We start from the raw sequence: 13780 nt of genomic DNA on the forward strand, positions 1-13780 counted from the left end.
TCCCGCCGGCATCGCAGCTATTGTTCTTGCTCAGAGTCGGTGTCGATATTCAGGAGTGGTACGGGAGTTCCGTCTCGGGAGTAATCGGACAGTTCGGGCGGCGCGCGGTAGCGCGGGGAGCGCAGCGTGAGGAGCGCGTTGCAGGAGGCGGTGGCCCGTGCGGCACAATGGGTGTCTTGCTTAGCCGTCTTTGACAGAATGGGAGAGTCCCGCAGCTGTGACCGATGAGTCCGTGGCCCCGCAAGCCGCCGACGAGGACGCCTTCGGTATCGACGCGTTCACTCTGGACGACCGGCTGCGGCTGTTCCATTTCGCCGCTGCGGACAAACGCCACGAGTACCTGTGGCTGTTGCGTGCTTTCGACCGGGGGCGGGCCAACTACCAGGTGCTGCTGCACGCCTCGGACGCGGTGGAACTTTTGAAGCGGCTCGCCGCCGATCATCCCGATGCGACCGCCGTCGGGGATGTGCAGCCGCTGCTCGACGCGCTTGCCGACTGGCAGGTCCTTGACCGGTCCTACGACGGGACGCGCGCCGCGAACCTCGCCGAGTACCGTAACCGGCACTACGTTTATCAGTTCACCCAGGCTGGCTTCCGTGCCTACCGGGCGGTGGAGGACGTACTGGGCGCGCGGTTGGAAGATGCCCAACTGTCCCGGCTCGTCTTCCCTGACATCCTTGCCGACCTTCACGCGCTGGCCGACGCCAACGCTGCCGGCGACGCCGAGGAGGTCTACCGCAAGCTCGGCCGCTTGGACTTCGTATTGAGTGAGATGGCGCAGCGCTCCGCCCGGTTCTACCTGATGCTCGGCGATCTGGCGCGGACCAACGACACCCGGCCCGAGGTGTTCCTCGCCCACAAGGACGCCCTGCTCGCGCACATGCGGGAGTTCACCGCGGAGCTCGGCCGCTACGCCCCGCTGCTCGCCGAGGCCGTCGATAAGGCCGCCGCCACTGGCGTCGACCGGATGATCGAGTACGCCGCCGAGGCCGACGAGCGGCTTTTTCGCAGTCCTGCCGAACGCCTTGAGGACTGGCGGCAGCGCTGGCGGGGCATCGTCCACTGGTTCGCGGAGCGCGAGCACAGTGAGACCGAGCGGCTGCAGGACGCCACCGTCATCGCTATCCGCTCCGTCCTGGCCTTGCTGCGCCGGGTCACCGAGGCCCGCCGCGGCGGGGTGAGCCGGGAGAGTCAACTGCGGCACCTCGCCCAGTGGTTCACGTCTTGCCAGAGTGACGAGGACGCGCATGCTCTTTTCCAGGTCGCTTTCGGGCTCGGCGCGCCTCGTCACATCGCCGTCCCGTACGCCGACCCCGAGCTGATCCCGGGACGTACGTCCTGGTGGGAGGCCGAACCGGTCGAGCTGGCGCGCACCCTGGTCCAGTCCGGCCGCAGTCCCGGCCTGCACGGCCCGGGCCGTATCGAACGCAACGAAGCCCAGCGGGAACGCCTGCGCGCCGAACAGCTGAAGCAGCAGGCCGAGCGTCGCACGGCCGCCGCTTCGCTCGCTGCGGACGGAGCGCACGGCAGGGTGCTGGACGAGGCCGAGACGCGGGTCCTGCTGGCGCTGATGGACGTGGCGCTCGCCGCTCGCGTCCCGGCCAGCCGCAGTGTCTGCGCCGCCTCGGGCTCAGCCCACGGCGTACGCCTGACCCTCACCCCCGTTGCGGGCTCCACCACCGTGCACACCGTCCGCGGCAACCTGCACCTGGACGGGCTGCGACTGGAGGTCACAGCATGAGTGCAGCGCGTAGCACCGTCGCTCCGGCCGACGGTGGGCGACGGGCAGGGGAGCGTGTCGCCGAGCACGTTTCACCTCTTGAACTCGCCGACTACCAAAAGGCCGTACGGCTGGTTCTGCGGCATCCGCTGGTCACACCCTCCTACCCCGACCGGGCGGCCCTGGCGACCGTGCGCCGCTGGGCCGCGCAGTTGCGCACCGACCTCATGGAGGTCCTCGGTTACCGGCTCGTCACCACGGCCGACACCGCCCGGCTGCTGCGCGTGCAGGACCACCTGGAAGTGACGCGGCCCGCCGTCACCCGCGCCGGCCGCCCCTTCGACCGTCGCCGCTACGCCTACCTCGTCCTCACCCTCGCCGCTCTGGGCCACCATGGTGCGCAGGTCGCCCTCGGTGAACTCGCCGACGCGGTTGCCGCCGACGCCGCGCGCATCGAGGGCCTCGGCCTGGACACCACCCGCAAGACCGACCGGGACGCCTTCGTCGACGCCGTCACCTGGCTCACCGAGCGCGGTGCCCTCGCCCTGACCGACGGTTCCGCCACCGCCTGGGTCGGCGACCCCGAGCGTGCGGAGGCGCTGTACGACATCGACCGCGAGATTCTCACCGCCGTCCACCAGCCCACTCGAGTCCTGCAGCACCTCACCTCGGTGACCGGGCTCCTCGATTCCGGCAGCGCGCTGGGCCTGGCCACGGGCCGCCACGCACAGCGCCGCGATCAGGCCCGCCGTGCTCGCCGTCTCGTGGTGGAGAACCCGGTCGCGTACTACGCCGACGCCGAACCCGAATTGCTGGGCCAGCTGCGTGCCCCCTCGCTCGCCGAGGACCTTCAGCGCCTGACCGGCCTTGCCGTGGAGCGCCGTGCCGAGGGCGTGGCGCTCGTCGACACCTCCGGCAGGCTGTCCGACATCCGTTTCCCCGGTGGCGGCACGGTCGCCCAGGCTGCGCTGCTCCTCGGCGCCCGCATCAGCGAGGCTGCCCGGCGCACCGGGCGGCACGCCCCCGACCTGCTGCCCGCCGCCACCGCCGCGGAACGCCTCGCCGCCCGCGTGCGCCGCATCGACGCGGCCCTCCCGGCACGCGGCCGGCTCGCCGAACTCGCCGCACTGGAGGAGGAGCCGGCACACGAGACGCACGAGGCGGAGGGGAAAGAGGACGAGTCGGAGGAGATCCGCTACCCCTTCGTCACCGAATCCTGGCTGCGCGGCAGGCTCAAGGAGATCATCGGCGAGTACGGCAAGGGCTTCGCCGCCGACCTGCGCGAGGACCCGGACCGGCTGCTTGCCCAGGTCCTGGACCTGCTGGCCGCCCTGTCGCTCGTCGCCCGCGTCGACGGCGGCGTCCTCGCGCTTCCGCTCCTCGCCCGCTACCGCGGGGTCAGCGCCCGTGTGAAGTCCCGTGTGCCCGCCCCGCGGCCCTCCACCCAGACCGCCCTGTTCGCCGACGACACCGTGAAGGACTCGACGCCGTGAGCACCCCGGCTCCCGCCCCGGCCAGCACCCCGGCGCAGGCCGGCACCTTTGCCCCCACCCCAGCCACCCGATACGTCCCTACCCGTGCCGGGATCGTAAACCTCTGGGACTACCGGGATGAGGAGTTCTCCTTCGCCGGCGGCTGGCTGGTGCTGCGCGGGCCCAACGGCTCCGGCAAGACCAAAGCCCTCGAAGTTCTCTTCCCGTTCGTCCTCGACGGCCGTATCGATCCCAAGCGGCTCAACCCGTTCGCCGCGGAAGACCGCACGATGAAGTCCAACCTGCTCTTCCGGGGGCAGGACAGCGCACTCGGCTACGTCTGGATCGAGTTCACCCACCGCGCCACCGGAGAGGCCGTCACCTGCGGCATCGGCCTGCACGCCCAGCGCCACCGCGACACCCCTGCCCGCTGGCACTTCGTCACGGACGGCCGCATCGGCGAGGACTTCTCCCTCCTCACCGACGACGACCGGCCGATGACGAAGAAACAGCTGGCCGCCGAGCTGGGCCACGAGCTGATCCCTTCCCCGACCGACTACCGCGCCGCCGTCGACCAGCGGCTGTTCGGCCTCGGCCGGGAGCGGTACGAGCAGCTGCTCACCCTCATCCTCACCCTGCGCCGCCCGCAGCTCGCCAAGAACCTCGACCCGGCCAAGCTCTCCGACACCCTCACCGAGGGCCTGCGCCCGCTGGACGACGACCTCATCGCCGAAGCCGCCCGCTCCTTCGACGACATGGAGTCCGTGCAGCGCACCCTGGAAGGACTGGCCGCCGCCGACGACGCCACCCAGACCTTCCTCGCTGGTTACTCCACCTACCTGCGGGTCCACGCCCGCGTGGCCGCCGACAGGCTCACCGCCCGCCGCACCGAGACCGCCGCACGCACCGCAGCCCTGGACACCGCTGCAGCCGAACTGGCGGCAGCCCGCGAGCAGCAGGCCGCCACCGAGACCCACGCCGAGACCGCCGACGCCGCACTCACCGCCCTGCGAGCCCGCCTCGACCAGCTGCGCTCCTCCGCCGCCTACCAGGCCGTCGAGCAGCTCGCCGACCTGGAACGCCTGGTGCGTACCTGCGAGCACACCGCCCAGCAGGCCACCGCCGAACGCGAACGCCGCACCACAGCCACCGGCCGCGCCCGCGCCGAAGCCGAACGCGCGGCCCAGCTCGCCGCCGAGCTGGAAGCCGCCGCCTCCCGTGACGCCGCCGCCGTCGCCGACCACGCCCACAGCGCGGGCATTGCTTGGACCCCGGCCGACGCCGAACCCGTCCGGCTCGCCGAGCGGTCCACCGCGCTCGCCACCGCCCGTCACGACGGCGTGCGGTCCGTACGTGCCGCGCAGCAGGACTGCCGCAGCGCCGAGCAGACCCGCGACCTCGCCCGCAGCGCCCTCGACCGTGCCCAGGAGGCGGTCCGTGGCGCCGAAACCGCCGAAACCGACGTCGAGCGGGCTCTCGAGGCCGCCCGCGCACAGGCGCGAGAGGCACTCGCCCAGTGGACACAGGCCCATGGCCTGCTCCTTGCCGAGGGCGCCGCCCACCGCCTCGCACAAGCGCTCGACCTCACCGGCGAGGACATCACCGGCGAAGGGGAAGCGGCCACCCTCGCCGACACGTTCACCGAGGCCGTCGCCCCCGCCGTGCAGGAACTGCGCGACACCTTGGCCGCCCTGCGCGGCCGGCGCACCGGCCTCGAACGCCGCCGCGCCGAGACCGAGGCCGAGCGCGAACGCATCGCCGCCGAGCATGACGACGCACCTCCCGCCACCCGCGGCCGCACCGCCGACCGGGCCCGGGAGGCGGGGGTGCCGCTGTGGCAACTCGTTGACTTCGCCCAGCATCTGACGGAAAAGCAACAAGCGGGTCTGGAAGCGGCCCTGGAGGCATCCGGCCTCCTCGACGCGCTTGTCACCGCCGAGGACACCCCCGTGCCGGCCGGGCACAGCGACGGCTACCTGCATGCCCGCACACCCATCGACGGACCCAGCCTGGCCGACCTGCTGCGCCCGGAGGACGGCACGCCGATCCCCGCCGCGCGCGTCACCGCTGTCCTGCGCTCCGTCGCCGTCACCTCCCACCCCGGCTCCGGCTCCGCGCAGATCACCCTGGACGGCCGGTACGTCGCCGGGATCCTCGTCGGCGCGCACACCAAGGAGCACGCCGAGTACGTCGGCGCCACCGCCCGTGAGCGTCGCCGCGCCGCCCGCATCGCCGCCTGCGAGGCACTGCTCGCCGAACTCGACGCCGAACTCGGTGAGCTGGCGCGATCCCAGGCCGGTACCGAGGCACGCCTTGAGGCGTACGCCGCCGCGCGTGCCGCCTTGCCCCGCACCGCCGGTATCACCGCCGCCCTGCGCGAACTCGACAAGGCCGCCGCCCGTCTACGCGCCACCCGCGAGGCCGCCGACGCCGCCCAGGCCTCGTACGACGAGTCCGTGGCCGTCTGCTCGGTGGCCGAGCGCACCCTGCGCCGCACCGCCGCCGAGCACGGCATCGCCCCCGACCGCGTCGACGCCGTCGAGAGGGCCACCCGCGCCTTCGAGGCCGCGGTAGGCGAACTCGCCGCCCGCCGCCGCGAACACACTCGGCAGTCGGAGGCAGCAGGAGCCGCCCACGACCGGCTGAGTGCGGCCGCCGAGGACGAGGAAGCCGCCCTGGACGCCGAGCGCACCGCGCGTCGCCGCCACGCCGAGGAGGCCGCGGGGCTCGACGCCCTTCAGCAGGCTGTCGGCGCGGAAGCGCAGGACGTAATGCGCCAGGTGCAGCAGGCCGAGGATGCCCTCGACGGCGCGGTCCGGGGGGCCGAGACGGCCACCGCCGCCCTGCATTCCGCCATCGCCGCCGCCGCTTCCGCCGAGGCCCGCCGTTCCGCGGCGGCCGAGGCCCGTTCCGTCGCCGCCGCCGAGGAGAAGGACACCGCCCGGGGCCTTGCCCCGTACGCCGCCCGTGAACTCCTCGACATCCTGCGCTGCCCAGCCAGCCTCGACTGGCCCGCCCAGGAGGCCGACTGGACGGGCTCCGAACTGCCCGCGGCGGCGGTCGCCGTCCACGAGGCGATCCGGGCCGCCACCCGCGATCTCGCGCCCACCGAGACCAGCGTCAAGCAGTCCGTCACCCGCCTGACGAAGGCCCTGGACGACCTGCAGGCACAGCTCGCCGCCGCCGGACAGGACTACCGGCCCGAATGGGACAGCTCCGACGGCGTGATCGTCGTCCGCGTCGCCGACGAGGAAGGCCTCCTGCCCGTCGCCTCCTTCGCCGAGAAGATCGCCGAGCACCGCCGCGACCAGGCCGAGCTGCTCAGCGACTCCGAGCAGCGGATTCTGGAGGACGCCCTGCTCACCCGGCTCGCCCAGCAAATCCACGACCGCACGGTCGACGCCCGGGACCTCATCCGGCGCATGAACACCGACATGCGCGAACGCAGGATGTCCTCCGGCACGACGGTCGGCGTGAGCTGGCTGCTCGCCGACGACCTCGACGACGGGCAGCGCGCCGTCTGCGCCCTCCTCGACGCGGACGCCGCCCGGCTCGGCCCCGAAGGACTCGCCCGGATCCGCGCCCACTTCGCCGCGCAGATCAAGAACGCCCGGGCCCGCCACCGCGACCTTCCCTACCGCGAACTGCTGGCCCAGGTCCTCGACTACCGCCGCTGGCGGCAGTTCGCCTTCCAACTCGTACGCCCCGACAAGAGTGAGGAGCGGCTCACCCGCGCCCGGCACAGCCGCCTCTCCGGCGGCGAGCAGTCCGTCTCGCTGCACCTGCCGCTGTTCGCCGCCGCGCACGCCATGCTCAACTCCGCACATCCGCACGCCCCGCGGCTGCTCGCCCTGGACGAGGCGTTCGCCGGCGTCGACGACACCGGCCGCGGCGAACTGATGTCGCTGGCCGCGCAGTTCGACCTCGACCTCTTCATGACCGGCTACGACCTGTGGGCCGCACACGCTTCCGTCCACGCCGCCGCCCACTACGATCTCGCGCACTCGGCGATCGACCACACCGTCTCCGCGCTGCTGCTCCTCTGGGACGGCGAGAGGCTGCTCGCCGACGGCATAGGCGACCTCACCTCCGCCCTCGGCTCACCCGGCACCCGCCGCGTGCCCGGGCCGAAGGAGGCCGCCGTTGCCGACTGAGCCGCACGGCTACGAGGAACTGCGCGGTGAGGGCTGGACCCGGCTGCTGGCCGCTGCCCGCCGCAGGCTGGAACGTACCTCAGGCGCGCTCGACGGCGAGATCGGCCTCTCTACCCCCAGCGAGGCAGAGCGCCGCACCGTCATCGGCGTCACCGGCCGCTACCGTCCCGAGACGGCCAAACGCCTCGCCGTCTCTCTCACCGCCCTCGACGCCTACCTGTACGACCGCTACGGCACCGGCCTGCTTCAGACCCTCGGCCACCTGAATGGCCCCCTGCGTGACCGGCCCGCCGAACGCGCCGACGAGGACACCCGCCGCGAGCAGGTCCTGGCCTCCGCCCACTCCAGCCGCCTAGCCACCGAGAGCTGGTTCGCGGCCTGGCTGGACCGCCTCGCCGCCGACGGCACCCTCACCCGCCTGCTGCGCCGCGGGGACGCACCCCTGATTGACGCGGCGGTGCGCGTCCTGGAACAACTCCCCGAGGACCCCTCCCGCATCCTGCCGCTTCCGGTCCTCGCTGAATGGGCCACCGGCGACACCAAAGCCCTCGTCCCCGGCACACCGCTCGAACAGCTCGTCCTGCGCGCCCTCGCCCAGCGCACCGGCGGCGACGTCCCGCGTGAAAGGGCCGGACGCCGTGCCCTGTGGGAGAGTGCGGGCGCCATCGCCGACGACCTCGCCAGCCAGGTCCTCGTCCTGGGTATCCGCCCTGAGGGCGACACGGTGGTCTGTGACTGGCTGCGCGATGCCGCCGACTTCGGCATCCCGTTCCGGCTCACCCTCCACCAGCTTGCATCCGACCTCGTGGTCCCTGCCGCCGGGGACATCTTCGTGTGCGAGAACCCGGCCGTCCTGCGCGCGGCCGCCGCCGAACTCGAAGCCGGGAGCGCGGCCCTGGTGTGCACCGAGGGCGTACCGTCCGCCGCCTGTCACAAGCTGCTCGCCGACGCGGTACGCACAGGAGCCCGGCTGCACTGGCGGGCCGACTTCGACTGGGCGGGCCTGCGCATCACGGCCACCGCCGTGGAACGCCATGGGGCGCACCCCTGGCGCATGACCACCGCCGACTACCGGGAAGCCCTCGGCCAGGGCGAGTCCACACCTCTCGGTGGCCCGCCCGCGGCCAGCCCCTGGGACCCCCAGCTGGCGTGGGCCATGAGGGAGTCGGGTCAAGCCGTCATGGAGGAGCGCCTGCTGCCCGCGCTCTTGGCCGACCTCACCCGCACCTGACGCCGCACGCTCTGGCCAGGTTGGCCGCGGTCGGATACCGAGCTGCCAGCGCAGCATCGCATTCTTATGGCGCAGCGCGAGCTGCTCTACGTCCCTCGCCCGGTCGGCACAGGAGAGGAGCCGGATCAGACACACGCGGTCCGGATGCTGGGCAGCGTCTTCCACGGCTACGTCAGCCTGGAGCTGGCCGGAGGTTTCGAGCACAGGGTCGCCGGCGCACAGGAATCCTGGGCCTGGATCGTGGATTCCCTCGACGCTCTGCTACGGAACCGGGCCACACCCTGACCATCAGCGGTCCGAACTGCCGGATGTTGTCTGGGGAGTCGGGCTGATCTTGTGGTGTGTGTTGTTCGTGCTGTGGCTGTGGCTGCTGATGTATGGGTCATGGTTCTGGGGGTGGTTTGCGACTGAGTGGGGGGTGTTGTTGGTGTTAGGTGTTGTTGGTGTCAGGTGGGGTTGTGGGTGGGGGTGAGGGGGCCGTTGGTGGTGATGATGGTGGTGAGGGGGTAGGGGGGGTGGTTGGTGCCGTAGAGGGTGAGGAGGGGGGTGTTGTCGGGTTGGCGTTGGCCGGTGTAGAGCCAGGTTTGGCCGTGGCGGTCGGTGTGGCCGCGGGCGAGGTCGTAGATGCGGCCGTGGTGGTAGTAGGGGTCGTCGGCGGTGGTGGTGGCTTGGTCGAGGAGGTGGGGGACGTGGTGGGCGGTGAGGTGGATGGGGGTGTTGTTGAGGTGTCCGGTGGCGGTTTGGGTGGTGCCGATGCGGTGGGTGGGTGTGTGGGGGGGTGCGCCGATGGTGGTGAGCCAGTATTCCCAGTCGTCGAGGGTGAGGGCGTTGATGTGGATGGTGATGTGGTCGTGGTGGGGGGTGATGTGGGTGAGTTCGAGTCGGTGGGCGTGGTCGGTTCGGAGTTGGGTGGCGGTGGCGGCTGCGCGTTGGGCGGGGTCGGGGTCGGGATCGGGGTGGGGGTGGGGGTGGGGGTGGGGGTGGGTGTTGGTGGTGTTGGGGGTGTGGGACTCGTTGGGGGTGGGGGTGTTGTCCGTGGTGGGGGCTTGGTGGGGTGTGGGGGTGGGGTCGGTGGTGTCGGTTGTGTGGGTCCTGTCGGGTGGTTCGGTGGTGTTCAGCGTGTGGGTGTCGTCTGTGGTGGGGGTGTCGTCGGTGGTGTGGGTCCGGTCGGGTGTGTGGGTTTCGTTGCTGGTGTGGGTCCAGTCGGGTGTGTCGGTTTCGTCTGTTGTGTAGGTCGTGTTGGGTGTGGGGGTTTCGTTGGTGGTGTGGGTGGGGTGGGGTGTGCGGGCCCAGCGGGGTGTGTGGTGGGTGGTGCGGGGGAGGGTGATGGCGCCGCGGAGCATGGGGGTGGGTGGGTTGGGGGGTGGGGTGGTGTCTGAGGTGTGGTGTGTGGTGGGTGGGCTGGGTTGCGCTGTGAGGAGGTCGGTGAGGGTGTGGGCGGGGCTGGGTTGCGGTGTGAGGAGGTCGGTGAGGGTGTGGGCGGGGCTGGGTTGCGGTGTGGGGAGGTCGGTGAGGTCTAGGGGTGGGCTGGGTTGCGGTGTGGGGAGGTCGGTGAGGTCTAGGGGTGGGGTGGGTTGTGGTGTGTGGGGGTGGTCGGGGGGGTCCAGGGGTGGGGTGGGTTGTGTGTGGGGGTGGTCGGGGGTTTGGGTATCGGGTGGGTCGGTGGGTGTGTGGTCTGTTCTGGGTGGGTGGGGTTGTTCTGGGTGGGTGGTGGGGGTGTTGTCGTCGGGGGTGTGGTCGTGGGGGGTGTTGGGGTGGGGGGTGTTGTTGTCCGGGGTGTCCGGGGTGTCCGAGGTGTGGGGGGTGGGGATGAGGTGGCCTTGTGCGGTGAGGTCGGCGATGAAGGTGTGGGCGAGTTGGGTGAGGCGTTGGGTGAGGTCGTGTTCGATGGGGTTGTGGTGGTTGGAGGTGGTGGTCATGGGGTTCCGCCTTGTGTGGGGTGGTGTGTGTGGGGTGGTTTGGTCGTTGTGTTTGTGTTGTCGGGGGTGGGTGGTGTGGGGGTTAGGCGGGTGTTGCTGCGTAGGCTTTGCGGAGGGAGTCGAGGGCGCGCCATTGGAGGGTTTTGACGGCGGCGTTGGTGGTGCCGAGGGTTTGGGCGGTTTCGGTGACGGTGAGGTCGGCGAGGAAGCGGAGGCGGATGACGGCTTGTTGGCGTGGGGTGATGTCGTTGAGGGCGTGGTGGAGGTCGTTGATGGCGAGGGTGGTGAGGGCGGTGTCTTCGGCGGTGTTGGTGGGGGTGGTCCAGGTGTCGCCGATGTGGGTGATGTGGTCGACGTAGGTGAGTTTGCGGGTGGCGGCGATTTTGTAGTGGTCGGCGATGGTGTTGCGGGCGATGGTGCAGAGCCAGGCGCGGATGGAGGTGCCGGTCCAGGTGAAGGTGGTGATTTTGGCCCAGGCTTTGACGAAGACGTCGGCGGTGAGGTCTTCGGTGAGGGTGGGGTTGGATTTGACGCGGTTGCTGATGAAGGTGGTGATCATGTGGTGGTGCATGCGGTAGAGCTCGCCGAATGCTTCGGGGTCGCCTTGTTGGGCGCGGGTGATGAGGGCTGGTTCGGGTTCTGTGTGGGGTGGTGGGGTGGGTACGGTGTGAGCCTTAGTGATCAAGGCTTGCTCCTGGGGCGTTGAGTGGTTGGCTGGTGATGGGCAGCCGGGGGGCTGCTTGTTGTGTGGTGGCCGGCTGGTGGGTGGCGGGCGCCGGTGATGGACGCCCGTGGTGGCCGGCCGGTGGTGGGTGGTGTGGTGGGCGCCGGTGGGTGGTGATCGCTGGCTGGTGGTGGGGGCTGGTGGTGGTGGCGGGTGGCCGGGTGTGGGTTGGTGGGTGGTCTGGGGGGTTGGGTTGGTGGGGTGTCAGGTGTGTGGGGGGTGGGGGTGGTTGGGGGTGGTGGTGTGGGGGTCGTCGTAGACGAGGGTGTCGAGTTGGATGTTGTAGGTGCCGTGGAGGGTCCACAGGGTGGTGAGGCTGGGTTGTTTGGTGCCGGCGGCGAGGCGGTGGAGTGTGGATCTGCTGATGCCGGTGCGTTCGGCCATGTCGGCGACGGTTTCGTCGCCGAGTTCTTTGGCTTTGACCAGGAGTGTGGTCATGTGGAGGCGGAGCATGGTCGGGGACCCCCTCGGGGAGGTGCATTCGTGCGGTTGGCCCACGCGCACGCAACGTATGCAAGTTGCCGGGGTGGAGTGACGCAAGGGTATTTTGATTCGTACTGGGGTGCGAGATCGGTTGTGTGGCCTGCGGGTATGTGGATCTAGGCCTGTGACCTGCGAAGGTGCACGCGTGCAACTGGCGTGGATTTGCGTGCGTGCGCGCTACCCTCCGTGCATGCGGAGCATGGAAGATCCCCCCCACGGGAGTCGGGCGAGGCGGTTAGTTCAGGCGCGGCGGGTCGGCGCGTATTTGACGGCGGTGGCGACCGCGGCCGGGTATGACGTGCGGCGGCGGCAGGGTGGTCGGGCGCAGTTGGCGGCCGTGACCGGTCTGAGTCTGACCACGATCAGTCGGACGTTGGACGGTAAGACGTTGCCGCTTCCTTCGCAGTTGGCGACGTGGGCGACGGTCCTGAATCTTGATCATCGCAGGATGTTGGTGGAGAGCGGTCTGATTCCGGAGCAGCGGGGGCCGCAGGGTGTGCGGGGGGAGGTTGCTGTGGGGGTGTTGTCGCCGGATGAGGCGATGAATGCGTGGGGGATCACTGATCCGATCATCCGTAAGACGCTCAGTGGGAGTATTGCGCAGGCGATCCAGTTGCAGGAGGAGCTGGATGCGGCGGGTGATTTCGGGGTGGTCGCTTTGGGGTGAGCGGGGGCGCGCGGTGCGCGGGGTGCGCGTGTGGGCCCCATCTCCTGCGTGCGGGGCGTGTGGTGCCTGCCGCTGTGGAGGGGGCCGGGTCCTGATCGCACGCGGGGGTGGCCGGGGTCGGCGGTGTGTGGTGTGGGCCGGGTCGGCGGTGTGTGGTGTCGGTCGGGCTCGGTTGTGTTGTGGGCCGCCTTTGAGCGCTCTGCCGTTTTTGAGTGTTCTGATGTGTGAGCTGTCGATCACCGTCTTCGACCGGTCCTGCGTGTCGGCGGGGTTCAGTTCGGGGGTGCGCTGACACCGGACCCGATCCCGTCCCGCCCGCCGCGTCGGCGAGCCGGTTCGCGGACGCGGTGGTGGCCGTGGTCGGGGCCTGGAAGGCCGCGGCCTCGCGCTGGGTGGGCGTCGGCGAGGTGTCGCTGTGGCAGCGGGCCTGCGCGGCGAGCCGGGGCCGTTTGCTGTCGTCGAGATGGCCTTGATCGCCGATCAGCACCAACTGCTCCTGGCCTTTGGCGGGTTGTTCCTGACGGCGTCGGCGGGCTCATGCCCGTGACGAGACGGTGAGGAAGGTGGACGTGCCGAAGAAAGATGACGATGAGGCAGCCCGGACGGAGAGAGCCCGGCGGATCGGCCTGTTCCGCTACATGCTTATCCGTGAGGCCGCCGACTCGGGCCTGACCGGCCGGCAGCGCGGTGCTTTGGTGCGCAAGTTGGCCCAGTAGGAGCATATCGACGCTGACGGCCGGCCGGTGTGGATCACCCGGTGGACGCTGGACCGCTGGATCCTGGAGTGGCGCCAGGGCGGCTTCGACGCGCTTCCGCCCTCTTTGCGCCAGTCCCAGCCCTGCACCCCGCCCGAGGTGGTCGAGCTGGCGATGGCGCTGAAGAAGGAGAACCCGGACCGCGCGGCCGCGCAGGTCAGGAGGATTCTACGGGCTCAGCTGGGCTGGGCGCCGGACGAGCGCACGCTGCAGCGGATGTTTCACCGCACCGGTCTCATCGCGCTCAAAACGGCCAGGCCCGCTGACGCCTTCGGCCGGTTCGAGGCCGACCGGCCCAACGAACTCTGGGTCGGGGACGCGCTGCACGGGCTGCGGATCGATGGCCGCAAGATGTACTTGTTCGCCTTTCTCGACGACCATGCGCGGGCGGTGGTCGGGCACTGCTGGGGATTTGCGCAGGACACCGGGGACCTCCCCCCGTCCGTCTGGCCGCCGCCTTGCGTCCGGCCCCGGCCGCCCGCGGTGTCCTGCAGTACATCTTGTGGACAACGGCAGCGCGTTCGTCGACTCCTGGTTGCTGAGGGCTTGCGCGAAACTCGGCATCAAGCTGGTGCACTCGGTCCCCGGACGCCCCGAAGGACGCGGGAGGATTGAGAGGTTCTTCCGCACCGTGAACGGCGAGTTCACCAAATAT

General features: G+C 70.7%; 9 protein-coding genes and 2 pseudogenes. 8 read left to right on the forward strand and 3 right to left on the reverse strand.

What is annotated here, in order from left to right:
* The first annotated feature begins 217 nt into the window (after nucleotides 1–217).
* The 5 genes and pseudogenes from VXC91_RS35665 to VXC91_RS35685 form a co-directional block, all read left to right on the forward strand.
* The gene (locus VXC91_RS35665) at nucleotides 218–1741 is read left to right on the forward strand and encodes a TIGR02677 family protein (RefSeq protein WP_329511502.1); all 1524 of its coding nucleotides are present in this window, start codon (nucleotides 218–220) and stop codon (nucleotides 1739–1741) included.
* Nucleotides 1738–3213: a TIGR02678 family protein gene (locus tag VXC91_RS35670; protein WP_329511503.1), complete on the forward strand. Its 1476-nt coding sequence runs from the start codon at nucleotides 1738–1740 to the stop codon at nucleotides 3211–3213. Before VXC91_RS35665 ends, VXC91_RS35670 begins: the two co-directional genes overlap by 4 nt.
* Nucleotides 3210–7346, forward strand: coding sequence for a TIGR02680 family protein (locus VXC91_RS35675; RefSeq protein ID WP_329511504.1), 4137 nt, complete (start codon nucleotides 3210–3212; stop codon nucleotides 7344–7346). The genes VXC91_RS35670 and VXC91_RS35675 overlap by 4 nt, the downstream gene beginning before the upstream one ends.
* Nucleotides 7336–8577 (forward strand): TIGR02679 family protein, encoded by a 1242-nt coding sequence (locus VXC91_RS35680; protein ID WP_329511505.1) that lies wholly within the window; start codon nucleotides 7336–7338, stop codon nucleotides 8575–8577. The genes VXC91_RS35675 and VXC91_RS35680 overlap by 11 nt, the downstream gene beginning before the upstream one ends.
* A gap of 117 nt (nucleotides 8578–8694) precedes the next feature.
* Nucleotides 8695–8862: pseudogene (locus VXC91_RS35685) on the forward strand (TetR-like C-terminal domain-containing protein); the annotation flags it as partial.
* 161 nt (nucleotides 8863–9023) lie between these two features.
* Here VXC91_RS35685 and VXC91_RS35690 read toward each other — a convergent pair.
* The 3 genes from VXC91_RS35690 to VXC91_RS35700 all read right to left on the reverse strand — a co-directional run bounded on the left by VXC91_RS35690 (nucleotide 9024) and on the right by VXC91_RS35700 (nucleotide 11658).
* Nucleotides 9024–10496, reverse strand: coding sequence for a BN159_2729 family protein (locus tag VXC91_RS35690; RefSeq protein WP_329511506.1), 1473 nt, complete (start codon nucleotides 10494–10496; stop codon nucleotides 9024–9026).
* Nucleotides 10497–10578: 82 nt separating this feature from the next.
* A complete protein-coding gene (locus VXC91_RS35695) occupies nucleotides 10579–11181 on the reverse strand; it encodes an RNA polymerase sigma factor (protein ID WP_329511507.1) in 603 nt (200 codons plus the stop codon).
* Nucleotides 11182–11424: 243 nt separating this feature from the next.
* Complete coding sequence (locus VXC91_RS35700; RefSeq protein WP_329511508.1) at nucleotides 11425–11658, reverse strand: helix-turn-helix domain-containing protein; 234 nt, start codon at nucleotides 11656–11658, stop codon at nucleotides 11425–11427.
* A gap of 235 nt (nucleotides 11659–11893) precedes the next feature.
* Here VXC91_RS35700 and VXC91_RS35705 point away from each other — a divergent pair, with 235 nt between their 5' ends.
* The 3 genes and pseudogenes from VXC91_RS35705 to VXC91_RS47480 form a co-directional block, all read left to right on the forward strand.
* Entirely contained in the window at nucleotides 11894–12370 is a 477-nt protein-coding gene (locus tag VXC91_RS35705; protein ID WP_329511509.1) for a transcriptional regulator, read from the forward strand.
* A 415-nt stretch (nucleotides 12371–12785) separates the two neighbouring features.
* The gene (locus VXC91_RS35710; RefSeq protein WP_329511510.1) at nucleotides 12786–12917 is read left to right on the forward strand and encodes a hypothetical protein; all 132 of its coding nucleotides are present in this window, start codon (nucleotides 12786–12788) and stop codon (nucleotides 12915–12917) included.
* Nucleotides 12918–12939: 22 nt separating this feature from the next.
* Nucleotides 12940–13780: pseudogene (locus VXC91_RS47480) on the forward strand (DDE-type integrase/transposase/recombinase); the annotation flags it as partial.

Origin of the sequence: Streptomyces chiangmaiensis, assembly GCF_036281785.1 — a bacterium.
Taxonomy (GTDB): domain Bacteria; phylum Actinomycetota; class Actinomycetes; order Streptomycetales; family Streptomycetaceae; genus Streptomyces; species Streptomyces chiangmaiensis.